The 23,702-nt window shown below is 71.3% G+C and carries 19 protein-coding genes; 11 read left to right on the top strand and 8 right to left on the bottom strand.

The features are described 5' to 3' along the window. The first annotated feature begins 109 nt into the window (after nt 1–109). The gene (locus ABCS02_RS12140; RefSeq protein ID WP_345835895.1) at nt 110–2,329 is read left to right on the top strand and encodes a DEAD/DEAH box helicase; all 2,220 of its coding nucleotides are present in this window, start codon (nt 110–112) and stop codon (nt 2,327–2,329) included. A gap of 187 nt (nt 2,330–2,516) precedes the next feature. Here the strand turns inward: ABCS02_RS12140 and ABCS02_RS12135 are convergent, their stop codons facing one another. Continuing rightward, on the bottom strand, nt 2,517–4,532 hold the full coding sequence (locus ABCS02_RS12135; RefSeq protein WP_345835894.1) for an intein-containing Rv2578c family radical SAM protein: 2,016 nt from the start codon (nt 4,530–4,532) through the stop codon (nt 2,517–2,519). A gap of 73 nt (nt 4,533–4,605) precedes the next feature. On the opposite strand from ABCS02_RS12135, the gene ABCS02_RS12130 reads away from it, so the two are divergent. Both ABCS02_RS12130 and ABCS02_RS12125 read left to right on the top strand, forming a co-directional pair. After that, nucleotides 4,606–5,628 carry a M15 family metallopeptidase gene (locus ABCS02_RS12130; protein WP_345835893.1) on the top strand — a complete coding sequence of 341 codons (1,023 nt, stop codon included), beginning with the start codon at nt 4,606–4,608 and terminating at the stop codon, nt 5,626–5,628. Nucleotides 5,629–5,694: 66 nt separating this feature from the next. Beyond that, a complete protein-coding gene (locus ABCS02_RS12125) occupies nt 5,695–6,858 on the top strand; it encodes an acyl-CoA dehydrogenase family protein (RefSeq protein ID WP_345835892.1) in 1,164 nt (387 codons plus the stop codon). A 10-nt stretch (nt 6,859–6,868) separates the two neighbouring features. Here ABCS02_RS12125 and ABCS02_RS12120 read toward each other — a convergent pair whose 3' ends face one another. Then, nucleotides 6,869–7,849, bottom strand: a complete 981-nt coding sequence (locus ABCS02_RS12120) for a pirin family protein (protein ID WP_345835891.1) — start codon at nt 7,847–7,849, stop codon at nt 6,869–6,871. Next, nucleotides 7,846–8,187, bottom strand: coding sequence for a GNAT family N-acetyltransferase (locus tag ABCS02_RS12115; protein WP_345835890.1), 342 nt, complete (start codon nt 8,185–8,187; stop codon nt 7,846–7,848). The genes ABCS02_RS12120 and ABCS02_RS12115 overlap by 4 nt, the downstream gene beginning before the upstream one ends. Before the next feature lie 109 nt (nt 8,188–8,296). On the opposite strand from ABCS02_RS12115, the gene recQ reads away from it, so the two are divergent. From recQ to ABCS02_RS12095, 4 genes are all read left to right on the top strand, one after another. Beyond that, entirely contained in the window at nt 8,297–10,285 is a 1,989-nt protein-coding gene (gene recQ / locus ABCS02_RS12110) for a DNA helicase RecQ (RefSeq protein WP_345835889.1), read from the top strand. A gap of 185 nt (nt 10,286–10,470) precedes the next feature. After that, nucleotides 10,471–10,992: a gluconokinase gene (locus ABCS02_RS12105; RefSeq protein WP_345835888.1), complete on the top strand. Its 522-nt coding sequence runs from the start codon at nt 10,471–10,473 to the stop codon at nt 10,990–10,992. A 125-nt stretch (nt 10,993–11,117) separates the two neighbouring features. Further along, nucleotides 11,118–13,208 (top strand): acyl-CoA dehydrogenase, encoded by a 2,091-nt coding sequence (locus ABCS02_RS12100; protein WP_345835887.1) that lies wholly within the window; start codon nt 11,118–11,120, stop codon nt 13,206–13,208. A gap of 120 nt (nt 13,209–13,328) precedes the next feature. Beyond that, entirely contained in the window at nt 13,329–13,904 is a 576-nt protein-coding gene (locus ABCS02_RS12095; RefSeq protein WP_345835885.1) for a DNA-3-methyladenine glycosylase I, read from the top strand. Between the two features lie 6 nt (nt 13,905–13,910). Here ABCS02_RS12095 and ABCS02_RS12090 read toward each other — a convergent pair whose 3' ends face one another. Next, nucleotides 13,911–14,369 (bottom strand): recombinase family protein, encoded by a 459-nt coding sequence (locus ABCS02_RS12090; protein ID WP_345835884.1) that lies wholly within the window; start codon nt 14,367–14,369, stop codon nt 13,911–13,913. A gap of 58 nt (nt 14,370–14,427) precedes the next feature. Next, nucleotides 14,428–16,140, bottom strand: a complete 1,713-nt coding sequence (locus tag ABCS02_RS12085) for a sodium:proton antiporter (RefSeq protein WP_345835883.1) — start codon at nt 16,138–16,140, stop codon at nt 14,428–14,430. A gap of 72 nt (nt 16,141–16,212) precedes the next feature. Between ABCS02_RS12085 and pip the strand changes: the two genes are divergently transcribed. Both pip and ABCS02_RS12075 read left to right on the top strand, forming a co-directional pair. After that, the gene (gene pip / locus ABCS02_RS12080; RefSeq protein ID WP_345835882.1) at nt 16,213–17,199 is read left to right on the top strand and encodes a prolyl aminopeptidase; all 987 of its coding nucleotides are present in this window, start codon (nt 16,213–16,215) and stop codon (nt 17,197–17,199) included. 34 nt (nt 17,200–17,233) lie between these two features. Beyond that, nucleotides 17,234–18,598 carry a glutamate decarboxylase gene (locus ABCS02_RS12075; protein ID WP_345835881.1) on the top strand — a complete coding sequence of 455 codons (1,365 nt, stop codon included), beginning with the start codon at nt 17,234–17,236 and terminating at the stop codon, nt 18,596–18,598. A gap of 116 nt (nt 18,599–18,714) precedes the next feature. Here the strand turns inward: ABCS02_RS12075 and ABCS02_RS12070 are convergent, their stop codons facing one another. Together ABCS02_RS12070 and ABCS02_RS12065 are read right to left on the bottom strand one after the other, a co-directional pair. Continuing rightward, on the bottom strand, nt 18,715–20,391 hold the full coding sequence (locus ABCS02_RS12070; RefSeq protein ID WP_345835880.1) for an aldehyde dehydrogenase family protein: 1,677 nt from the start codon (nt 20,389–20,391) through the stop codon (nt 18,715–18,717). Between the two features lie 7 nt (nt 20,392–20,398). Continuing rightward, nucleotides 20,399–20,671: a glutaredoxin domain-containing protein gene (locus ABCS02_RS12065; RefSeq protein ID WP_345835879.1), complete on the bottom strand. Its 273-nt coding sequence runs from the start codon at nt 20,669–20,671 to the stop codon at nt 20,399–20,401. Nucleotides 20,672–20,851: 180 nt separating this feature from the next. Between ABCS02_RS12065 and ABCS02_RS12060 the strand changes: the two genes are divergently transcribed. Then, the gene (locus ABCS02_RS12060; protein ID WP_345835878.1) at nt 20,852–21,994 is read left to right on the top strand and encodes a glycosyltransferase; all 1,143 of its coding nucleotides are present in this window, start codon (nt 20,852–20,854) and stop codon (nt 21,992–21,994) included. A 19-nt stretch (nt 21,995–22,013) separates the two neighbouring features. Here ABCS02_RS12060 and ABCS02_RS12055 read toward each other — a convergent pair whose 3' ends face one another. Then, a complete protein-coding gene (locus ABCS02_RS12055; RefSeq protein ID WP_345836335.1) occupies nt 22,014–23,150 on the bottom strand; it encodes a polysaccharide deacetylase family protein in 1,137 nt (378 codons plus the stop codon). A 191-nt stretch (nt 23,151–23,341) separates the two neighbouring features. On the opposite strand from ABCS02_RS12055, the gene ABCS02_RS12050 reads away from it, so the two are divergent. Then, the gene (locus ABCS02_RS12050) at nt 23,342–23,701 is read left to right on the top strand and encodes a UBP-type zinc finger domain-containing protein (RefSeq protein WP_345835877.1); all 360 of its coding nucleotides are present in this window, start codon (nt 23,342–23,344) and stop codon (nt 23,699–23,701) included. Nucleotide 23,702: the final 1 nt, after the last annotated feature.

Here is a 23,702-nt window from a genome sequence, read left to right as displayed (position 1 = left end):
CTTGTGAGTCTCGGGGCCGATGGTGCGCGCCGCTCGGCGCCCATGCCCATCCCACCCCCTCGCGCTGACGCCCGTCATCACGGCCGTCCGCGCGTGTCTGCGAGGAATCATGCCGAAGAACAAGAAGCCCGCCGGCGGTCGCCCGGCCCAGAACTTCGACCCGCGCCGCGGTGCGAAGCCGAACTTCCAGGACGCGAAGCGCCGCGGTGACGCGCGCCCCGCGACCGGCGCCGACAAGCCCGGCAGCCGGAGCCCCGGCCACCGCGGCTACCGCCCGGAGACCGACGAGGCGCCGGTGAAGCGCCGCTGGACGGCGCAGGAGAAGGCCGGCCGCGACGAGGCTCGCGCCATCCGCTCGCGGACCGACGGCGACCGCGCGCCGCGCCGCACGGACCGTGACGACCGCGCGCCGCGCGCGTACGGTCGCGACGACCGGGCCCCGCGCGGATACGGCAGGGACGACCGCGCCCCCCGTACATACGACCGCGATGCTCGGTCGGACCGGCCGACCCGCGACGACCGCGCGAACCGTGGTTACGCGCGCGACGAGCGTCCGCGTTCGTACGACCGCGACGATCGTGCTCCTCGCGCGTACGGCCGGGATGACCGTGCCCCTCGCGCCTCCGAGCGCGATGACCGCGCTCCCCGCGCCAACGGTCAGAACGACCGGGCTCGCTCGTTCGACCGGAACGAGCGCCCGCGCTCGTTCGACGGCGACGGCCGTCCGCGTTCCTTCGACCGGGACGACCGCGCTCCGCGCCGGGATGACCGCGGTCTCCGTCGCGACGACCGTGCTCCCCGTGCCTACGGCCAGAACGACCGGGCTCGCTCCTTCGACCGGGACGACCGCCCGCGTTCGTTCGACGGCGAGAGCCGGCCGCGTTCGTTCGACCGGGACGACCGCGCCCCCCGCCGGTACGACGGCGGCGACCGCACCCGCGCCCCGCGCTCGGACGATCGCGCACCGCGCCGGTACGACCGGGATGACCGCGCGCCGCGCCGGTACGACCGGGACGACCGCGCGCCGCGCCGCGACGACCGCGCTCCTCGTCGTGACGACCGGGCGCCGCGGAACGAAGAGCACATCGACGTCGTCCACGAGCGGCTGCAGGCCGAGGCCGTCGAGGCGACTACGACCGAGGGCGTCGGGTTCGCCGAGCTCGGCCTCGGCGAGAACATCGTGCGCGAGCTCGTCGAGCTGGGCGCGGCGCATCCGTTCCCGATCCAGGCGGCCACGGTCGCGCCGATCCTCGAGGGCCGCGACGTGCTCGCCCGCGGCCGGACCGGCTCCGGCAAGACGATCGCGTTCGGCGCGCCCCTCGTCGAGGCGGTACTCCGCGCGCAGGCTGGCCAGAAGCGCGAGTACGGCCGCTCGCCGCGCGCGCTCATCATGGCGCCGACGCGCGAGCTGGCGCTGCAGATCGACCGCACCGTGCAGCGTCTGGCGCGCAGCGTCGGCCTGTTCACGACGCAGATCTACGGCGGCGTCCCGCAGGCGCGCCAGGTCGGCGCGCTGAAGAAGGGCGTCGACATCGTCATCGGCACCCCCGGCCGCATCGAGGATCTCGAGCGTCAGGGGCACCTCGACCTCTCGCAGGTGCAGGTCGCGGTCCTCGACGAGGCCGACCACATGTGCGAGCTCGGCTTCCTCGAGCCCGTGCAGCGAATCCTGCGCCTCACGGCCGACGGCAGCCAGAAGCTCCTGTTCTCCGCGACGCTCGACCGCGAGGTCGCCGAGCTGGTGGACGAGTTCCTGGTCGAGCCGGCCGTCTACGAGGTCGCCGGCGAGACGCAGGACTCGGGCACGATCGACCACCGCGTCTTCGTCATCGACCACCGTGACAAGGCCGAGATCCTGGGCGAGCTCGTCGACCGCGAGGGCAAGACGCTCGTGTTCGCCCGCACGCGCGCGTACGCGGAGATGTTGGCCGAGCAGTTCGACGGTGCCGGCATCTCCGCCGTCGCGCTCCACGGCGACCTCAACCAGGCGAAGCGCACGCGCAACCTCGAGCGGCTGACGTCGGGTCGGGTGCGCGTGCTCGTCGCGACGGATGTCGCCGCGCGCGGCATCCACGTCGACGACATCGACCTGGTGATCCAGGCCGACGCGCCGGATGAGTTCAAGACCTACCTGCACCGCTCCGGCCGCACGGGCCGTGCGGGTCGCTCCGGTACGGTCGTGACGCTCATCCCGCGTCAGCGCCGGCGCCGGATGACGGAGCTCCTGGGCCGCGCCGAGATCGAGGCGCCCTTCGAGGACGTCCGTCCCGGCGACGACGCGATCGAGGAGCTGGCCGGCCGCCCGACGGCGGAGTCCCTCACCGCCTGACTCGAATCCCCCCTCTGAGATCAGGTGATTTCGCCTACTCAGGACGTTTCGCCCGCGGATCGTCCTGAGTCCGCGAGATCACCTGATCTCGCAGAGTGGGACGGAGCGGGCGGTTGAGACGCCGGGCGTCAGAACAGACGTGCGGGCTCCGTCGGGCCGGTCGCCCGGATCGGGCCCGGCCCGGAGATCATGCGCGGGTGTCGTCCTCGACCCGCCCGTCCAGACCGTGCCGGCGCAGAAGCGGACGGACCCGGCGCGCGAGCCACTGCCGGTACTCTTTCGGTGCGTTGACGGCGGCGCCGGGGTAGAGGCGCGCGTACGCGCGCACGAGCTCCGGATGCTCCGCCGACAGCCACTGCAGGAACCAGCGCTTGACCCCCGGGCGCAGGTGCAGGGCGCCGAACACGACCCGCGCCGCGCCGGCCTCGCGGATCCGGCCCAGCGCCTCGTCGAGCGCCGGGACCGCGTCGGTCAGGTGGGGGAGGACGGGCATCAGGAAGACGGTCACGCGGAAGCCCGCATCGGATGCCGCGCGCACGGTCTCCAGTCGGGCCGTGGCGGTCGGCGTCCCCGGCTCGATGCGGCGCTGCAGGGCGTCGTCGAAGACCGCGATCGAGGTCGCGATCGACACGTTGACGCGCGTCGCGGCATCCATCAGCTGCGGGAGATCCCGCCGGATCAGCGTTCCCTTCGTGAGGATCGAGAACGGCGTGCCCGATTCGGTGAGCGCGGCGATGATCCCGGGCATGAGGCGGTAGCGCCCCTCTGCCCGCTGGTAGGGGTCGGTGTTCGTCCCGAGTGCGACGTGCTCGTGCGACCACGATCCGCGCCTCAGCTCCCGCCGGAGCACGTCCGCCACGTTGGTCTTCACGACGATCTGCGAGTCGAAGTCCCGCCCGCCGTCGAGGTCGAGATACTCGTGCGTCCCCCGCGCGAAACAGTTGTGGCTGATCACACCATTGGCGACGAAGTCGCCGGTTCCCGTCGTGATATCGACGAGGTCCATCTCCGTTCGGAGATCTTCGATTGAGACCACGCGGAGATCGGCGACGGTCTTCACGGCGGTCCCGAGCAACGAGCGCTTGCGGCTGATCGCCGGCTCGGCCCAGTGGAAGAACCGGCGGACCGAAGGCAGACCCCCGGTGACACGGACGGCGGACACGCCGTCGGAACGCGGGCGCTCGACGATGAACGGTATGCCGGCGGCCCTCATCGCCTCCGCGGTCAGGCTGATCAGCTCCTCGTCGCCATTGTGAATCCGGATGATGTTCCGAGACGAGGACCCCTCAGCGTCGAAGATGCCCGCGAGGAAACCCGCCTGCCATTCAGGACCACGGACCGGGGGTGTGCGGGTCAGTTCTTCGACGCGGTGGACGGCCTCCCGACGGGCCGTATGGATCGCCGTCATCGCTCGTCGCGTCGCCGATGCCGTTGCGAACGGCCGCGTCTGTGTCACGATCCCCTCGACGGCAAGGTATTCGCGCGTGCGCTCGAGTGCCTCCGTGTCCGCGAGTGCGAGGCGAAAGGCGTGGATCTCGCGCGTACGTTCGGGTGCGGCATATGACCCGTGGAAGATCATGCCGTCTCCGCGGATCATCCCCAGCAGGTATCCGCGACGATAGCCGGCGGTCGTTGTGGAGCGTTCGGTGGCTGCTCCGCTGATCCCGAACCCCTGGAGCCGGTTCCGCGCTGTGAGGTACGGACGTTGCGAGGCACCGGTCATCGCTCCCGTGACGTGCTTCCACCCGCGGTCGGTGAGGAAGCGGTGATCACCGCTCGCGACGATCTCCGTGCCGTCGGCGAGCGTGATGCGGTGAGCCCGCTTGCGGGTCGTCCACCGCGCACGCACCACCGTGCGGACGTAACGACGGTAGGCACCGACTCGCTCGGTGCCGACGATCTGATCGCCGATCCGCAGCTCGGCGATCGGTCGCTGCCGCCCATCGGCCATGAGCACCAGGGTGTCGGGAGAGAGGCAGTATTTGCAAGCATGGGTGCAGCCCCGGTACGGGTTGATGGTCCAGGCGAACGGCATCGCGGAGGAGCCCGGCACGTGGTTCAGGGCGCTCTTGCACAGCACTTCGTGGAAGACCACGTCGGCGAACTCGGGCGTGGTCACGGAGCGGACGAGCGAGCCGAGCTGCTCCATGCCGGGCAGCGCCCCATCGTCTCTCTGTCCGAGTCTCTGCCCCTGCCATCGCATGCACTCAGTCGAACATAAATACTATGAAACGGCAAGGGCGGCAGAACCGGTGTTCGGGCGGGAAAATGGACGGGTGACCGACGGGCGACCTGATGACCGGCCCGCCACCCGGCGGGCGGCGCGAGCGGAGGCCGAGGCCTCCGTGGCGGTCGCACCGAGCCGGATCTCGCGGCGGCGCGGCGCGGTCGTCGCGATGGGCGGCCTCGTGGGGCTCCTGGTGCTCGTCCTCGCGTGGGCGGTGGCCGCGTTCCCGCGGGCCGAGACCACCGCATCCGTCCAGGATCCCCCGCCGCCGTACGTCGATGCGCTCCCCGTCCCGCTCGTGGCCGGCGCGCTCCCCACGGTCACGGCGACGCCCACGACGGCGGGCACGGCGCTGTGCTCGCAGCCCGCTCTCACGGCGGCGCTCGCGGCGGGAGACGATGCCGCCACGATCGCCGCGGCCGGCGGAGCGGAGGCGTTCCGTGCGGCTGTCGCGTCGGGCGCGGCCCCCTGCATCCGCCTCGACGATCCCGCGCGCGTGTGGACGGTGGTCAACAAGCGGCGCCCCTACGGTCAGGTCGACTACGTGCCGGCGGCGCTCGTGATCCCCGCCGGGGTCCGCAACATCCCCGGCGGCGCGATGCGTCAGGATGCCGCGACGGCGGTGCAGGCGCTCGTCCAGGGCGCCGGAAACGCCGGTGCCGGAGCCATCGCGATCGACAGCGCTTACCGCTCCTACACGACGCAGCAGTCGACCTACGCCCAGAACGTGGCAGAGAACGGTCAGGCCGGCGGGGACGCCGTGAGCGCACGGCCCGGCTTCAGCGAGCACCAGTCGGGCCTCGCCGTGGACCTGGCCGCGTGCAACGGCGGCTGCAGCGCGATCGAGGACTTCGGCCCGACGCCGCAGGGGCAGTGGGTCGCGGCGCACGCGTGGGAGTACGGCTTCATCGTCCGCTACGAGGCCGGGGAGACGCCGATCACGGGATACGCCCCCGAGCCCTGGCACCTCCGCTACATCGGCACGGAGCTCGCCCGCGCGTACCACGACGGCGGCTGGCACACGCTCGAGCAGTTCTTCGGGCTCCCGCCCGCTCCCGACTACGCAAACTGATCCGCCCATCGGGGGCTGTGCCAGGATGACACTCGACCGCAGGGTGCACGAAAGGGCAGGGGCACGATGGAGCGCGACATCTATGACGAGGACCAGGACGCCTTCCGCGACGTGGTGAAGGAGTTCGTCGCCCGCTACGCGACGAACGAGAAGCGCGAGCAGTGGGATGCCGACGGCGAGATCGACCGCCCGACGATGCTTGCGGCCGGCGAGGCCGGGCTCATCGGGCTCTCCGTCCCGGAGGAGCTCGGTGGTGCGGGGATGCTGCAGGACTACCGCTTCCGAGCGGTCGTGACGGAGGAGACGATCCGCGCCGGCGCGGGCTCGCTCGCCGGCGCCCTCGGCATCCAGGACGACCTCGCCGTCCCCTATCTCGCGCATTTCGGCACACCTGAGCAGCAGCAGAAGTGGCTGCCCCGGATGGCGACCGGCGAGGTGCTCGGAGCGCTCGCGATGACCGAGCCCGGCGCCGGCAGCGACTTGCGGGGTGCGCGGACGACGGCGAAGAAGGTCGACGGCGGATACCTCGTCAACGGTGCCAAGACGTTCATCTCCAGCGGCAAGACCGCCGACCTCGTGGTCACGTTCGTGAAGACCGGCGAGGGGGACAAGGCCAACGACTTCAGCCTGATCCTGCTCGAGAACGGCATGGCCGGCTTCGACCACGGCAAGAAGCTGAACAAGATGGGCTTCCACGGCCACGACACCGCGGAGCTGTCCTTCGACGACGTCTTCGTCCCGGACGAGAACCTCATCGGCGGCGAGGCCGGCCACGGCTTCGTGCAGCTCATGCGCAACCTGCCGCTCGAGCGGCTGTCCGTCGGGGTGGCCGCCGCCGCGGCATCCCAGGCCGCGCTGGAGTGGACGCTGGAGTACACGACGAGCCGCGAGGCGTTCGGGCAGCCGATCGTCGACTTCCAGAACACGCGCTTCCGCCTCGCCGACGTCGCCACGACGGTCGACGTGCTGTGGGCGTATATCGACCGCGCGATGCTTCTGTACAAGGAGGCGAGGCTGACGCCCGAGGAAGCGGCGAAGGTCAAGTTCTGGTCGACCGAGCGGGAGTGGGAGATCCTCGACACCTGCGTGCAGTTGCACGGCGGGTACGGGTACATCACGGAGTATCCGATCGCGCGCGCCTTCCTCGACGCCCGCGTCCACCGGATCTACGCCGGCACGAACGAGATCATGCGCGAGATCGTGGCGCGGCAGGTGACCGGCCGCCGGTAACCGGTGCGGGTCAGAGCCGGCGCTGCCGCCGGCGCAGCCGCACGGCGGGCAGCGGCGGGGCCGGCACCCGCTCCGCGCCGTGACCCACGACGTGCCCGAAGCGCGGGGCGCCGGACTCCCACGCTTCCCGCGCGTCGGCGATCTCCTCGTGCGAGCGGCCGACGAAGTTCCACCACATCACGATCTCGTCCTCGAACGGCTCGCCGCCGAGGAGGAAGGCGACGGATGCCGTCGTGGCCTCGATCTCGACGCTGTCGCGCCCAGTCCCGAGGTACAGCAGATGCTGGGGGCCGACGTCGACCGCCGGATCGGCGTGCACCACGAGGTCACCCGTGACGCCGACGATCGCGTGCTCCCACGTCGCGTCGAGCGGCACGCGCACGCGGGATCCGGCGGGCAGCCGCAGCTCCGCGCCGACGATCGGAGTGTGCGCGGATGCCGAGGACGTCACGCCGCCGAGCGCCCCGAGCACGACCGTCGCCTCGCCCGCCGACCCCGACACCGGTGTGAGCGGGAGGACGGGCAGGTCCTCGTGCCGCTCGAAGGCCGGCGCACCGTGTCGCCGCGATTCGGGCAGCGCGACCCAGAGCTGCAGGGCGTCGAGCGGGACGGGCTCCTCGCCGACGGAGTACTCGGAATGGGCGATCCCCTCGCCGCTCGTCATGAGGTTGAGCACGCCCGGCCGCACGGTGACGTCGCTGCCGACGGCATCCCGGTGCCGGACCTCGCCCACGATCGGCCACGTCACGGTCTGCAGCCCGATGTGGGGGTGCGGTTCGACGCGCATCCGGGTCTTCTGCGGGCCGAAACGGTCGAGGAAGCACCACGCCCCGACCATCGGGAGGTCGCGCTGCGGGAGCGCGCGGTGCACCGACATCGCGCGCACGCCGCCGAGCGGCACTTCGCGCGCCTCCAGCAGCACCGCCCGCGGGCCGTCGCACGCGACGGGCGACTCGCGGACGGCGTTCTCGGCCTCGTCGAGACGGCTCACGCGGTGGACTCGCCCCCGGCCGCGGCATCCATCGCGTCCGCCTCGTCGGGCCAGTCGACGACGAGGCCGGCGACGTCGTTGTCCTTCAGATACCGGGTCACGAACGGGCACCACGGCACGATCGTCTCCCCGCGTCGCGCGAGGTCGCCGAGCATGTCGCTGATGAGCACCGTCCCCAGCCCGCGACCGGAGAACTGCGGAAAGATCACGGTGTGCGGGAGGACGACGCGTCCTCGCGCGTCGATGCGGAACTCCGAGAACCCGCTGAAGGAGCCGCCCACATGGATCTCGTACCGCGATGCCTCGTCGTTGCGCGTGACCGTCGTGTCGTCCGTCATACCCGTCCCTCCGTCGTCCTCCCCCAACGTAGGCGGCCCCGCCGGGTTCCGCCAGGCGCGCTCGCCGGCGGGGGCGCCCGCTGTCGGCGGCCGCGGTTAGGGTGGTCGCGTGACTTCGCGGCCCGGTGACCCGGTCGAGGACGCCCCCGCGTTCGACGACCCCTACGCCGACCTGCCGTGGGATCCGGAGGAGCTCCCCCCGGCGGACGCGTGGGATGCTCCGCCTCCGCCGGAGTCGGTGCCCGCGGCATCCGCGGTTCCGGCATCCGCTGCCGCCCCGGCCCGCGACTTCACGGGCGCCGCGCCGCTCGCGGTGCTCGAGGAGGTCTACGGGTACGACGCGTTCCGCGGCGACCAGGCGGCGATCGTCGAGCACGTCGTCGCGGGCGGCGACGCCGTCGTGCTCATGCCCACCGGCGGCGGCAAGAGCGTCACGTATCAGGTCCCGGCCCTCGTGCGGCCGGGCACCGGGCTCGTCGTGAGCCCGCTCATCGCGCTCATGCACGACCAGGTCGAGGCGCTGCGCGCGAACGGTGTCCGCGCCGCGTACCTGAACTCGACGCAGCTGCCGCAGGAGCGGCAGGAGGTCGAGCGCGCATACCTCGCGGGCGACCTCGATCTGCTCTACGTCGCCCCGGAGCGCCTCAACCTGGCGCAGACCACGAGCCTTCTGCAGCGCGGGCGGCTGAGCGTGATCGCGATCGACGAGGCGCACTGCGTGTCGCAGTGGGGCCACGACTTCCGGCCCGACTACCTCGCGCTCGGCGACCTCGGCGAGCGGTTCCCCGGCGTCCCGCGGCTCGCGCTCACGGCGACGGCGACGCGGGAGACCCACCGCGAGATGACCGAGCGGCTGCGCCTCCCCGACGCGCGGCACTTCGTGGCGAGCTTCGACCGGCCGAACATCCAGTACCGGATCGTGCCGAAGGCCGAGGCGCGGAAGCAGCTCGTGGCGTTCATCCGCTCGCAGCCCGAGGGCGCGTCGGGCATCGTGTACGCGCTGAGCCGCAAGAGCGTCGAGCAGACCGCCGAGCACCTGCGCGCGCAGGGGATCGACGCGCTCCCGTACCACGCGGGGATGGATGCCGGCATCCGGGCCCGTCACCAGTCGCGCTTCCTCCGTGAGGACGGCGTGGTCATGGTGGCCACGATCGCGTTCGGGATGGGGATCGACAAGCCCGACGTGCGCTTCGTCGCGCACATCGACCTGCCGAAGTCGGTCGAGGGGTACTACCAGGAGACCGGCCGCGCGGGCCGCGACGGGGAGCCGTCGCTCGCGTGGATGGCCTACGGCCTCGCCGACGTGGTCCAGCAGCGGCGCCTGATCGACGGGGGCGAGGGCGATCTCGCCCGCAAGCGCCGCCAGCATCAGCACCTCGACGCGATGCTCGCGCTGTGCGAGACGGTCGGATGCCGCCGGCAGAACCTCCTCGCGTACTTCGGGCAGGAGTCCGCGCCGTGCGGCAACTGCGACACGTGCCTCGAGCCGCCCGAGACGTGGGACGGGCTGGTCGCCGCGCAGAAGCTCCTGTCCACGATCGTGCGGCTCCAGCGTGAGCGCGGCCAGGCGTTCGGCGCCGGGCAGCTCATCGACATCCTCCGCGGCAACGCGACCGAGCGCGTGCGTCAGCAGGGACACGACCAGCTGTCGACGTTCGGCCTCGGCGCCGACCTGTCCGAGCAGGAGTGGCGCGGTGTCGTCCGCCAGCTCCTCGCGCAGGGCTTCCTCGTGGCTCGCGGCGAGTACGGCACGCTCGCGATCGCCGACGCCGCGGTCGGCGTGCTGCGGGGCGAGACGCCGGTGCCGCTGCGCCGTGACGTGCTCACGCGCACCTCGGGCACGCGCACGAAGTCCGCCGCGGCCGCGACGGTCGCGCCCGCGGACGAGCCGCTGTTCCAGGCGCTCCGCGCCTGGCGCGCCGAGGTCGCCCGAGAGCAGTCGGTGCCCGCGTACATCGTGTTCGGCGATGCCACCCTTCGGGCGGTCGCGGAGCGGCGGCCCGCGAGCCTGGCCGAACTCGACGGCATCCCGGGCATCGGCGCGAAGAAGCGCGACGCCTACGGCGATGCCGTGCTCGCGGTCGTCGCCGCCGCCTGACCCCGCCCGCGCGCCCGACCCCGCGCGACCCCGCGCGCCTGTTTCTCGCACGCGCCACTCGAATTCGAGCGGCGCGTGCGAGAAACGGTAGCGCGGCACGCGGGCCATGGCCCGGGCTCGGCGCCCCGGCCATGCGGGCCGCGCAACAGCGACCGCCCGCGACCCACCCGTGGCACGATGAGGGCGTGCCCGCACCCGCTGTCGTCGTAATGGGCGTCTCGGCATCCGGGAAGTCCACCGTCGGCGCGGCGCTCGCGCGCGATCTGGGCGTGCCGTTCGTCGACGGCGACGACCTGCACCCGGCGGCCAATGTCGCGAAGATGTCGCGGGGCGTTCCCCTCGACGATGCCGACCGGATGCCGTGGCTCGACGCGATCGGCGCCCGCCTCGCGGAGGCGGCCGGGCACGGCGGCCTCGTCGTCGCGTGCTCGGCCCTCAAGCGCGCATACCGTGACCGGCTGCGCGCGGCCGCCCCGACGACGGTATTCGTGCACGTGTGGGCCGACCCGGAGACGCTCGTTCGCCGCGCCACGGCGCGCACCGGCCACTTCATGCCCGCGAGCCTCCTGGTCTCGCAGCTCGCGACCCTGGAGCCGCTCGCCGTCGACGAGCCGGGCGCGGTCTTCGATGTCTCGGCGGGGGACGCCGACCGGGTCGCGGCGGATGCGGCGCGCTGGGTCGCGCAGCACGCGGGGTCCAGCTTGTAGGTCGGCACAACCGGAGCGCCGCCCGCAGGTACGCGGATGTGGCATCCCTCCACACATGTTGGCTCCAACTTGTAGGCGACCTACCATCGGAATCGATCCCCATCCCCTCGCCGGAAGGTGTTGCCATGACCGACGCCGCTGTCCGAACCCCCGCCACCCCTGAGCCGAAGGATGCCGTCGCCGTACCATCGACCGCCGTCGGCACCGGCCCGCGCATCGACGTCCCCCGGGTGACGGACGCGCTCCTGGGCACCTGGGCGGACACTCGCCGGCAGTCGCGCGCGCTCATCAAGGACCCCGCGTTCTGGCGTATCGAGGGCCTTTCGCTGGCCGAGCAGCGTGAGCGCGTCCTGACGCAGCTGCACCTGCTCGCCAAGAACGGCGGCTCGAACCGCGCGATGCCGAAGGAGTACGGCGGCCTGGAGGACAACGGCGCCAACCTCGCCGGCTTCGAGGAGCTCGTGCTGGCCGATCCCAGCCTGCAGATCAAGTCGGGCGTGCAGTGGGGCCTGTTCGGCGCGGCGATCCTGCAGCTCGGCACCAAGGTGCACCACGACGCCTGGCTGCGCGACGTGATCTCCCTCGAGCTGCCCGGCGCGTTCGCGATGACCGAGACCGGACACGGATCGGATGTCGCGGCGATCGGCACGACCGCGACGTACGACCCCGAGACGCAGGAGTTCGTCATCCACACCCCGTTCCGGGGCGCATGGAAGGACTACCTCGGCAACGCCGCGCTGCACGGGCGGGCGGCGACGGTGTTCGCGCAGCTCATCACGGGCGGCGTGAACTACGGCGTGCACTGCTTCTTCGTCCCGCTCCGCGACGAGCAGGGCGAGTTCCTGCCGGGAATCGGCGGCGAGGACGACGGCGTGAAGGGCGGACTGAACGGCATCGACAACGGGCGCCTGCACTTCGATCACGTGCGCATCCCCCGGCAGAACCTGCTCAACCGGTACGGCGACGTCGCGGAGGACGGCTCGTACACGAGCCCGATCGCGAGCCCCGGTCGCCGCTTCTTCACGATGCTGGGCCAGCTCGTGCAGGGTCGCGTCTCGCTCGACGGCGCCGCGACCTGGGGTGCGGCGCTCGCGCTCGACATCGCGATCACGTACGCGAACCAGCGCCGGCAGTTCGACAACGGTGCGGGGACGCCGGAGGTCGTGCTGCTCGACTACGGCAAGCACCAGCGCCGGCTCCTGCCGCGCCTCGCGCAGGTCTACGCGCAGGCGTTCGCGCACGAGGAGCTCCTGCAGAAGTTCGATGGCGTCTTCAGCGGGCGCACCGACACGAGCGAGGAGCGCGAGGATCTGGAGACGCTCGCCGCCGCGTTGAAGCCCCTCTCGACGTGGAACGCGCTGGACACGATCCAGGAGGCGCGCGAGGCCTGCGGCGGCGCCGGCTTCCTCGCGGAGAACCGGCTCGTCGGCCTCCACCACGACCTCGACGTGTACGTCACGTTCGAGGGCGACAACAACGTCCTGCTCCAGCTGGTCGGCAAGCGTCTGCTGTCCGACTACGCGAAGCAGTTCAAGGGCAAGGATGCCGCGGCCCTCGCGCGCTTCGCCGCCGTGCAGGCCGCCGGCAAGGCGTTCCATGGGGCAGGCCTGCGCCAGCTCGGCCAGACCGTCGGCGACCTGGGCTCCTCGGCCCGGTCCGTCGTTCGCGGGCTCCGCGGCGACCAGCAGCAGGAGCTCCTCGCGGACCGCGTGCAGCAGATGGTGGCGGATGTCGCGGCGCGACTTCGTCCCGCGGCCAAGCTCCCCGCGGCCGAGTCGGCGGCGCTGTTCAGCGCGAACCAGGCGGACCTCATCGAGGCCGCCCGCGCGCACGGCGAACTCCTGCAGTGGGAGGCGTTCACGGACGGGATCGCGCGCGTCGCCGACCCGGACACCCGCGAGGTGCTGACGTGGCTGCGGGACCTGCTCGGCCTGACGCTGATCGAGAAGCACCTGTCGTGGTACCTCATCAACGGCCGGCTGTCGGTCAAGCGGGCGGCGACGGTCTCGCAGTACATCGGCCGGCTGTGCGCGCGGCTGCGGGCGCACGCCCAGGACCTCGTGGACGCCTTCGGGTACGAGCCGGAGCACGTGCGCGCCCCCATCGCGAGCGGCGCGGAGCTCGCCCGGCAGACCGAGGCCCACGACTACTACGCGGCCCTGGAATCCTCCGGCGAGGCCCCGGTCTCCGAGAAGACCCTCCCCCGCCGCCCCTGACCCCCGGCCACCCCACCCTGACCCCCGGCCACCCCACCCTGAGAACGCGCTTGTGTCACGAAATCGGCCCGATTTCGTGACACAAGCGCGTTCTCACGGGGGAGGTTCTAGGCTCGGCGGGTGACCGACCTCCGCACGGGTGCCGACGGGAGGGCGCGGTGCGCGTGGGTCGGGGACGATCCCGACTACGTCCGGTACCACGACGAGGAGTGGGGCCGCCCGCTCCGCGGCGACCGACCTCTCTTCGAGAAGCTGAGTCTCGAGGGGTTCCAGGCGGGGCTCTCCTGGATCACGATCCTCCGCAAGCGCCCGGCGTTCCGTCGCGCGTTCGCGGACTTCGAGCCCGCCGTCGTCGCTGCCTTCGACGAGACCGACGTCGCACGGCTCCTCGCGGATGCCGGCATCGTGCGCAACCGCGCCAAGATCGAGGCCACGATCGGGAACGCGCGCCTCCTCACCACCATGGCGCCGGGAGAGCTCGACGCCTTCCTCTGGTCGTTCGCGCCGGCCGGGCCGCGCCCGCGTCCCGCCACGATGGCCGACATCCCCGCTATGACGCCGGAATCGGATGCCGCGAGCAAGGGCCTGCGGGCCCGGGGCTTCCGCTTCGTCGGCTCGACCACGATGTACGCGCTCATGCAGTCCGCCGGGATGGTCGACGATCACCTCGCCGGCTGCTGGCGCGCCGCCGCCTGACCCGGGCTACCGGCCGGTGTCGGAGAGGTGACGCCCCGTGTGGCTGAGCACCTTCACGACCACGCCGCGCTCGCGGAGGGCCGTGACCGTGCGCGTCTCCTCCTCGGGGTCGCGCCCCAGGGCATGCACGTTCGCGATGACGAGCACGTCTCCGCGCCGGAGCGTGCCGATCAGCCGGACGAGGCGCTCCTCCCAGCTCTCGAGCGTCTCGGGAGCCGGGTGCCGGAAGTTGTGGATCGGAACCCCGAAGCGCGTGAGGTCGTCGCGCTGCTCCACGACCGACGGCATCCCGTCCCGCGCCACGACGAGCCCGACCAGGCGGGAGCCGGCGGGGCGGGCTCGCCACCAGTTGCGGTCGGCCTGGAGCTCGCGGAAGCACGTCGGGCACTCCGACGCTACGTGCGGGAGGTGGATGGGGCTCGTGTCCACGGCGGTCGCGGACGCGTCCGTCGTCAGCTCGCTCATGCGGGCCTCCTCAGATCCCTCCTATTGTGGCCTGCCCGCGCCGTCCGCGGGTACCGCCTCAGAGATCGTCGTCATCGCTCGAACGGAGCTCGATGCTGATCTGGTCGGCGTCGAGCTCGGCGAGCGTGTGGCGGAGGACCACGGTGCTGTACGTGCCGTATGCGGACAGCTCCGTGAGCCGCGTGCGCATCGCGTCGATCATCGCGAGGCGCAGGAACCGCATCTCCTTCACCCGCGTGGTCGTGTCGTCGTCCGGCGGCTCGGTGAGCCGCGAGCTCATCGCCGTGAGGAAGTCGGCCGAGTACGGCTCGCCGTCCGGTTTGCGCAGGCGCGGATCCGCCAGCGCCCGGGCGGCGGCCGTGCGCAGCTCGGCGAGCAGGCGTGCGTGCTCCTCCGGCGAGGGCCCCGCGTCCCCGGTCCCCTGCAGGCCGACGGCGCGCACGACGAGCGGCAGCGAGAACCCCTGCACGAGGAGGCTCCCCACCGCGACGAGGAACGCCACGAAGATGAGCAGCGACCGCTGGGCGGCATCCTCCGGAAGCGTCTGCGCGGCCGCGAGGGTCACGACGCCGCGCATGCCGGCCCACACGATGATCGCGCCGTGCCGCCAGTTGAGCGGGGTGGCCCGGTAGTAGTCCAGGTCCGCGAGCGCGCTCGTCACGCGGACGCGGAAGATCTTCATCCGCCGGTCCGGCGGGGGCCCCGCGTCCCGTTCGTCCAGCCCCGTGCTGATCTGCTCGAGGCGCTCCTGCCTTCGGACGCGGGAGCCCCTCGCTCTTCGCGCCTGCAGGGCGACCAGGATGACGACGAAGATCACGCGGACCGCCATGATGATGCCGACGGCACTGAGCGCGAGCCAGCCGCCGTGCCATAGGCCGTCGTGCTCCTGGAGGTTCGCGGTGAAGACCTCCTTGAGCTCCAGGCCCATGAGCAGGAAGACGCTGCCTTCCAGGACGAGCTCGATCGTGCGCCAGTTGAGCTCCTCGGAGATGCGCTGATCGGGGGTGAACCACCGCGCGGCGCCCTGGCCGGTCACGATGCCGGCGGCGACCGCGGCGACGAACCCGGAGCCGCCCAGCGCCTCCGTCGGGAAGTATGCCAGGAACGGAATGGCGAAGCTCAGGGCGGTGTGCGACGGCGAATGGCGGATCCACGCGCGGACGCGCAGGTTGAAGAAGCCGACGAGGCTGCCGATCACGACCGCGATGAGGGTGCTCCAGAGGAACGCGCCGACCGCCGCGCCGAACGAGAACCCGGCGGCCACCGCGGCGATTGCCGTGCGCAGCAGCACGAGCGCGGTCGCGTCGTTGAGGAGGCTTTCGCCCTCCAGCAGTGTCGTGACGCGGGACGAGATCCCGAGCCGCTTCACGATCGACGTCGCAACGGCGTCTGTGGGGCTGAGGATCGCGCCGAGCGCGATGCCCATCGCGATGCCGAGGCCGGGGATCACCCATGCGAAGAAGAGCCCGAGGAGCACGGCGCTCACGATCACGAGCGCGACCGCGAGCAGCGAGATGGGCCGGAGATCCCGCCGGAACTCGACGGCGGGAACGGACACCGCGGAGGAGTACAGCAGCGGCGGCAGGACGCCCGCGAGGATCCACTCCGGGTTCACGTGCAGGGCCGGGAAGAACGGCAGCACGGACACCGTGAGCCCGATCGCGACGAGCAGCAGCGGCGACGCGATCCCGAGGCGCTGGCCGACCGCGGCGACGAGCGCGACGCCGGCGATCACGGCGATGAAGATGAGGATGTAGGACTCCGGACCCACGCGACGAGCCTAGTTGGCACGGGTCCGCGGCCTGTCGCGTCGCCTCGGGTCAGGTCACGCTAGCGTGATCGCATGGGCTACCCCGCGGGACTCGACGAGGTGCTCTACCCGCCGATCGAGCCCTACGCGACCGGGATGCTCACCGTCGGCGACGGCCATCGCGTGTACTGGGAGCAGTGCGGCAATCCCGACGGCAAGCCGGTCGTGTTCCTCCACGGCGGTCCCGGCGCCGGATCCTCCGGATGGCACCGGCGGTTCTTCGATCCCGCCGCCTACCGGATCGTCTTGTTCGACCAGCGCGGCTGCGGCCGCAGCACCCCGCACGCGAGCGAGCCGCACGCGGATCTCAGCACGAACACGACCTGGCATCTCGTCGCCGACATCGAGCTGCTGCGCACGACGCTCGGGATCGAGCGGTGGCAGGTGTTCGGGGGGTCCTGGGGCAGCGCCCTCGCGCTCGCGTACGCCGAGACCTACCCTGATGTCGTGACAGAGCTCGTGCTCCGTGGGATCTTCACGCTGCGCTGGTTCGAGCTCGAGTGGTTCTACGAAGGCGGCGCCGCGGCGATCTTCCCGGACCTGTGGGAGAACTACCTCGCGCCGATCCCCGAGCTCGAGCGCTCGCACCTCATCGACGCGTACCGCCGGCGCCTCGTCCACCCGGACCCCGACGTGCACCTCCCGGCCGCCGTCGCCTGGACGCGGTGGGAGGCGTCGACCCTGACGCTCGAGCCGGACGCGGAGCTCGTCGCGGGGATGACCGAGCTGAACGCGGCGACCGCGTTCGCCCGGATCGAGAACCACTACTTCGTGCACGGCGGCTGGTTCGAGGACGGACAGCTCATCGAGCGGGCCCCCACCGTCGCCGGCATCCCGGGCGTGATCGTGCAGGGCCGCTACGACGTGTGTACGCCGGCGATGACCGCGTGGGATCTGCATCGCGCCTGGCCCGAGGCCGAGCTCGTGATGGTGGCGGATGCCGGCCACGCCGCGAGCGAGCCGGGGATCGCCCGCGCGCTCCGCGCCGCCACCGACCGTTTCCGAGGCCCGATCGAATAGCCGCACGACCGACCTATCTCGCTGGGAGGACACCATGACCGACGACGAACTGCTCGAGGTCTTCGACCGCCGCACGACCTCGAGCGCGGTGGGCCGAAATCGGCTCGGTGCCGAGCCGCTGCTGCCGGCGACGGCGTATCAGCTCGTCCACGACGAGGCGCTCCTCGACGGGAACGCGCGTCTCAACCTCGCCACGTTCGTGACGACGTGGATGGACGAGCATTCCGTGCGTCTGTACGCGGAGACGTTCGACAAGAACATGATCGACAAGGACGAGTACCCGTCCACGGCCGCGGTCGAGGACCACTGCTGGCGCATCCTCGCGGACCTGTGGAACGCGCCCAGCGTCGACGACGCGATCGGCACCTCCACGACGGGATCCAGCGAGGCGTGCATGCTCGGCGGCCTCGCGTTCAAGCGGCGCTGGCAGCACGCCCGACGGGCGGCGGGGAAGTCGACCGAGAAGCCGAACCTCGTCATGAGCGCGGCCGTGCAGGTCTGCTGGGAGAAGTTCTGCAACTACTGGGACGTCGAGATGCGCCTCGTGCCGGTCACGGCCGAGCATCCCGTCTTCGACGGGAGCGACCTCGAGAAGTATGTCGACGAGAACACGATCGGCGTCGTCGCGATCATGGGCGTGACGTACACCGGCGCGTACGAGCCGGTGCGCGAGATCGCGAGCAAGCTCGACGAGATCCAGGCGAAGACCGGTCTCGACATCCCGATCCACGTCGACGGCGCCTCCGGCGGCATGATCGCGCCGTTCCTGCAACCGGATCTCGAGTGGGACTTCCGCCTCGAGCGCGTGCACTCCATCTCCACGTCCGCGCACAAATACGGCGGCGTCTATCCCGGCCTCGGCTGGGTCGTATGGCGCGATGCGAAGTGGCTGCCGGAGGACCTCGTGATGCGCGTCTCCTACCTCGGCGGAGACATGCCGACGTTCGGGCTCAACTTCTCGCGGCCCGGCGCGCAGGTGCTGCTGCAGTATTACCTCTTCCTCCGCCTCGGCAACGCCGGCTATACGGCGATGCAGCAGGGCGCCCAGGACGTCGCGGTGCACCTGTCGCGCGCGATCGGGAAGATGGGCCCGTTCGAGCTCGTCAGCGACGGCACGGACATCCCGGTGTTCGCGTGGCGCCTCAAGGACGGCTACACGGAGAACTGGAACCTGTACCACCTGGGCGACCGGCTGCGGATGCACGGATGGCTCGTGCCGGCGTATCCGATGCCCGACGATCTGGCGGACGTCACCGTGCAGCGGATCGTGGTCCGCCGCGACCTCAGCATCGACATGGCCGACAAGCTCCTCGCGGACATCCGCATGGAGGTCGACTACCTTGACAAGCTCGAGAGCCCGATGCCGGTCGAGGGCCAGAAGCCGACCTTCCACCACTGAGCCCGCACCACCCGCCCGCGACCCCCCGCCACCCGCCCGCGAGAACGCGCTTGTGTCTCAGAATCGTGCCGATTCCGTGACATACGCGCGTTCTCGGGGGGAGGGGGCGAGGGGGGTCAGGCGCGGTAGGCGGCGGCGAGGGTGGCGGCGAGCCGGATCGGATCGCCGTCCACGAGGTTGCGCGTGAGGCCCTCGCTCACCGTGTTGGCCGTGCGCGCGCCCACGAACCAGGGCGGCGTCGGCAGCAGCGTCATCCGCCCGCCCGTGAGGTTCCGCGGGAACGGGCGGAACGGGCCGCGCAGGACGCCCCGCTCGACGTCGTCGAAGAGGTACGCGTTGTGCACCGTGCCGATCCCGCTGCCGACCTCCTCGAGGGTGCCGCCGGGGAACGCACCCCATGGCAGCGTCGGGGTGACGAATGCGGTTCCGGTCCACGTGTTGATTGCGATCGAGCCGTAGCGCAGCCGCTCGATCGCGTCCTCGAACCCGTCCCCGAGCTCGCGCTCCGTGTCCGGGTCGATCAGGACGTCGGCGCCGAGCGTGCCGGCGAGGCGGTCGTTGGCGTAGTCGACCGCGGCGTCGAGGAACGCCCGCCCCAGCCCCGGCAGCTCGCGGACGCCGAGCACGGGCGCGAAGTACTCGACCGTCTCGACGTCGTCGTCGCCCGCCAGGGGGACCAGCAGCCGGTCGGGCGCGAGGGCGGTGTCGGGGTGGGCGGCCCGGGCATCCGCGATCCGCTCGTCCGCCCGCGGGTACCAGACGGGTCGCTCGGGTGCGCGCCGGTACGCGGCGCGCAGCTCCGCGAGGAACGCGTCGCGCCGGTCCCAGTCCGCGGACACCACCACGACCTGGCCCGCGACGCAGTTGTGCCCGCTGTTGTTGAGGCGCATCGTCGCGATGTGCTGGGCCTGGAAGCGCAGGTCGGCGTCGCGCCACGGCCCCGGCACGACGATGACGGGGGAGACTCCACCGAGCTCGGCCGTGATCGGCGTCGTGAGTGCGGGACGATCCGCCGCGCGCCGCCCCGCGGCATCCTTCCCGGTGCCCCACACGATCGCGTCGAAGGTCGCGCCGGAACCGGTCACGTGGACGTGTTCGATCCGCGGATGCCGTGTGAGGGCGGCGCCCTCCGCGGGACCCCCCGTCACGATGCGCACGAGTCCGAGCTCGACGAGCGGGGCGAGCGCGCGCTCGAACACCGGCAGCAGCGGATCCATCGTGGGGTTGAGCTTCAGGAGCGACACCCGGTTCGCGCTCACGAGCTCGGACAGCACGTCGAGCACGGGGATCGAGGTGACGTTGCCCGCCCCGAGCACGAGCCCGATCCCGCCGGGCCGGCCCGGCGTGCGCTGCGCGAGTCCCGCGGCGGCCTTCGCTGCGCTCGCGGAGACTCCGGGCCGCAGCCAGACCTCGCCCGTGAAGCCCATGAGCAGCAGGTGCTCCCGCCGCGTGCGGGGGAACACGTCGAACACCGTGCGGCCGCCGCGCGTCGTCCGCGAGCGGAGCCGGCCGGCGGGCGATCGACCCGCGGCGAGCGCGCGCAGCGACGCAGCGACGGCGTCGAGCGCCGTGAGGAACGCGTAGGGGCCGGTGAGCCACTCCTCGCCGGCGGTGGGATGCCCGGGATCCAGGCCCTTGATCCGCGCCGCGGTCTCCGCCCATTCGGCGGCGACGGCACCCGCGCTCGCGTGCGTGCGATCGAGGAGCCGCGCGCGCTGGTCGAGCGTCAGACCCGACCAGAGCGCTGAGCCCTCCGCGAGCCGAGCGATCGCCTCGTCGAGCGCGGAGGACATCGCTGCCTCAGATGAGAGCGAGTTCGCGGAGCTTCGCCTCGACGTCGCCGTTGGAGGGCTCGACGTGGTGCGTGGCGTCCGGGTAGACCACGACGGGGATGTTGGTACGGCCGGAGATCTCGCGCGCCACATCGGCCGCAGCAGGCTCCGCCTCGAGGTCGACGTAGGCGTAGTCGACGCCGAGGGAGTCCAGCTGGGCCTTCGTGCGACGGCAGTCGGAGCACCACTCGGCGCCGAACATCGTGATCGTCCCCTCCGCGGGGGTTCCTGCTGAAGTCATGTTTCCAGCGTACGGCCGCCCCGAAAGGCGAGGGTCGATGCGGTCTCAGGCATGTCTCGATTGCCTGAGAACTCGCTATTGTTCGCTCTCCCCACTTCGCGCGGCGAATACCGCATGGCAACATGGACATAATCGTTCCCCGCGCGGGGCCGATCCCCCCGACGCGAAGGACCACGATCCATGAACGTCACGATAATCGTGCCGACGTATAACGAGGCACCGAACATCGCCGAACTCGTACGTCGGGTCACCACCGCGACCCGTGGCCTCCAGGCCGAGATCCTCTTCGTCGACGACAGCACCGACCACACCGCCGACACCGTGCGCGAGGTGGCCAAGACCGCCGCGATGCCGGTCCGGCTCATCCACCGCAACCACGCCTCGGGCGGCCTCGGCGGCGCCGTGGTCGTGGGCCTCCAGAACGCGCACTCGGACGTCTGCGTCGTCATGGACGGCGATCTGCAGCATCCGCCCGAGACGATCGTCGACCTCGTCGACCGGTACCAGGAGGGCGGTGTGGATGTCGTCGTCGCCTCCCGCTACGTGGCGGAGGGCTCGTCGGAAGGCCTGTCCGGCGGCTCCCGCGTCCTCGTCTCGCGCGGCTCGACGATGCTCACGAAGGCGATGTTTCCGATCCGCCTGAAGGATGTCTCGGATCCGATGACGGGCTTCTTCCTCGTCGACCGGCGGGCTCTCGATATCGACAACCTCAAGCCGCTCGGCTTCAAGATCCTCCTCGAGATCCTCGCGCGGAAGCCCCTGCGCGTCGCCGAGATCCCGTTCGTGTTCGCCGGCCGCCACGCGGGCGAGTCGAAGGCGTCGATGAAGCAGGGCTTCCACTTCCTCGCTCAGCTCGCGCTGCTGCGCTTCGGGAAGATGTCGCTGTTCGCCGTGATCGGTGTGGTCGGCGCGCTTGCGAACCTCGCGATCATGTGGGTCCTGCAGCACTATGGGATGAACTACATCCTCGCCGCCATCATCGCCTCGGTTCTCACGATCGTCGGGAACTTCGTCCTGCAGGAGCGGTATGTCTTCCAGGACATGAAGGGCGAGGCGTCCGGCGTCTGGTCCCGATTCGCGAAGTCGTTCGCGTTCAACGGCGCCGAGGCGATCATCCGCATCCCGATCATCGCGCTCCTCGTGAACACGTGGCACATCGTTCCCGTGATCGCCGCGGGGATCACGCTCATCGCCGCGTTCGTCGTGCGGTTCCTGTTCCACTCGCTCGTGGTCTACGCGCCGCGGCGCAGCGGCAAGAAGTCCGCCGCGCGCGAGTTCGTGGAGGAGCTCGACCGCGAGGCGATGTCGCCCGGCGAGCTCTGATCCGCGAGATCGCGGGGGCTCAGCCGACCGCCTTCGTGAACGCCGCCATCGTCTCGCCGTAGTCGACGCGGATGCAGGGGAGCGCGAGCTTGTCGGCGCCGGGGCGCACGTAGCCCTGCTCGATCGTCCGGGCCATCTCGAACCCGGCCTCCCGCAGCGCCGCCTTGGCGGTGTCGTTGTAGTGGCCGAACGGATACGCCATGACCTCGCGCACCCCGAGGATCTGCGCGGACCGCAGCATGTCGGCGACGATCTGGTCCTTCGTGTAGTTCACCATCCGGCCCTTGCCGTTGGCTCCCGCCTCGTGCATGTCGTCGGTGTGCGAGCGCTGCAGCACGTACAGCGACGGGGTGCCCTCGTGCCGCCACTTCGTGATGACGAACGACGTCGTGAGCACCTTGAACTTGTCGACGATCGGCACGGCGAGCTCGAGCCAGGTCTTGTCGGCGTCGTCGTCCGTGACGATGACGGACTTCTTCGGCAGGTAGAGGGCCCCGTCGATGAACGCGCTCAGCTCCGGCCAGGTCGGCAGGTAGAAGTGCTGGTCGGCGAGGTATGCGATCTGCTTCTCGAAGTCGCCGATGTAGATGTAGTTCCCCCTCAGCGAGTTGCTCTCGCCGTTCGCGTTGGTCGTGAACTGGTGGTACATCAGGATCGGGACGCCGGTGTTCTCGGCTGCGACATCCGCCGGCTTCTTCCACGCGCCGTACAAGGTCTCCTGCTGGTCGGCGCAGGCGACCGCCTCTGAGCCGTTGACGCGTGCGGTCTGCGTGAAGGCGGCCGCGTCCGCCGCGCTGCGATACCAGCCGCCGAAGACCTGGCCGTCGCGGCGCGGGATCGGCAGATGCTGGTAGAGCGTGCCCTGCTGCTCGAGGACGGGCGTATCCGTGATGCCGTCCCCGCGGAAGCTCACGGCGCACGAGTTCGCGTCCCCGCCCTGGGCGAGGATGAGCTGCTGCGCGTCGGACAGCTGCGGCGGGTTCTGCGCGACGCCTGCGTCGGCGGATGCTGCGGCACCGCGAGCGCCCAGCTGTACGAGGAGGGCGAGCACGACGATCAGGGCAACCGTCTCGATCGCGATGACGACGTAGAGCGCGACCAGATGCCCGCGGGAGGGGCCCGTTCGCGCGTGGCGCGGCGGCCGCGAAGCATGCATCACGGGTCCCGATTCTAGGCGCGCGGCGCCCGGCATCCCTGTCACCGCGATGTCTCCCGCCTGGGAGAACTCCTGATCTGGCGTATTCAGGAAGATCCGGCCGGAATTCGGCCTGATTCAGCGAGATCTCCTGATCGCGGGGGAGGGTTAGTCTGGCAGCTCACAGGACGGCGGACGTTCGGGGCGAATCCATGGAACGCAGCGAGATCGACGTGACGATCCCTCCCTCCGGCGCGGGGTGCGTGGAATGCGACGCGCTCGACGGCTGGTGGGTGCACCTGCGTCGCTGCGTCGAGTGCGGTCACATCGGATGCTGCGACGACTCGCCCGCCCGTCACGCGACCGGGCACTTCCAGGAGACGGGGCACCGCTTCATGCGCAGCTTCGAGCCCGGCGAGACCTGGTTCTGGGACTACGTCGCCGAGGAGCTGTTCGAGGGTCCGGAGCTGACGCCGCCGTCGAGCCACCCGGACTCGCAGCCGACGCCGGGACCGGAGGGGCGCGTGCCCGGGGACTGGCGCCGGGAGCTGCTGCGGCTGAGGCAGGGCTGAC

This window comes from Microbacterium sp. X-17, assembly GCF_039615055.1.
The sequence above is the reverse complement of the archived record's forward strand: the minus strand, read 5'-3'. Positions and strand labels throughout refer to the sequence as shown.

Coding starts and splice junctions, on each gene's coding strand:
- ABCS02_RS12140 (WP_345835895.1), top strand. CDS start 110: ATGCCGAAGAACAAGAAGCCCGCCGGCGGTCGCCCGGCCCAGAACTTC.
- ABCS02_RS12135 (WP_345835894.1), bottom strand. CDS start 4,532: ATGCGATGGCAGGGGCAGAGACTCGGACAGAGAGACGATGGGGCGCTG.
- ABCS02_RS12125 (WP_345835892.1), top strand. CDS start 5,695: ATGGAGCGCGACATCTATGACGAGGACCAGGACGCCTTCCGCGACGTG.
- ABCS02_RS12115 (WP_345835890.1), bottom strand. CDS start 8,187: ATGACGGACGACACGACGGTCACGCGCAACGACGAGGCATCGCGGTAC.
- ABCS02_RS12100 (WP_345835887.1), top strand. CDS start 11,118: ATGACCGACGCCGCTGTCCGAACCCCCGCCACCCCTGAGCCGAAGGAT.
- ABCS02_RS12090 (WP_345835884.1), bottom strand. CDS start 14,369: ATGAGCGAGCTGACGACGGACGCGTCCGCGACCGCCGTGGACACGAGC.
- pip (WP_345835882.1), top strand. CDS start 16,213: ATGGGCTACCCCGCGGGACTCGACGAGGTGCTCTACCCGCCGATCGAG.
- ABCS02_RS12075 (WP_345835881.1), top strand. CDS start 17,234: ATGACCGACGACGAACTGCTCGAGGTCTTCGACCGCCGCACGACCTCG.
- ABCS02_RS12070 (WP_345835880.1), bottom strand. CDS start 20,391: ATGTCCTCCGCGCTCGACGAGGCGATCGCTCGGCTCGCGGAGGGCTCA.
- ABCS02_RS12065 (WP_345835879.1), bottom strand. CDS start 20,671: ATGACTTCAGCAGGAACCCCCGCGGAGGGGACGATCACGATGTTCGGC.
- ABCS02_RS12060 (WP_345835878.1), top strand. CDS start 20,852: ATGAACGTCACGATAATCGTGCCGACGTATAACGAGGCACCGAACATC.
- ABCS02_RS12055 (WP_345836335.1), bottom strand. CDS start 23,150: ATGCATGCTTCGCGGCCGCCGCGCCACGCGCGAACGGGCCCCTCCCGC.
- ABCS02_RS12050 (WP_345835877.1), top strand. CDS start 23,342: ATGGAACGCAGCGAGATCGACGTGACGATCCCTCCCTCCGGCGCGGGG.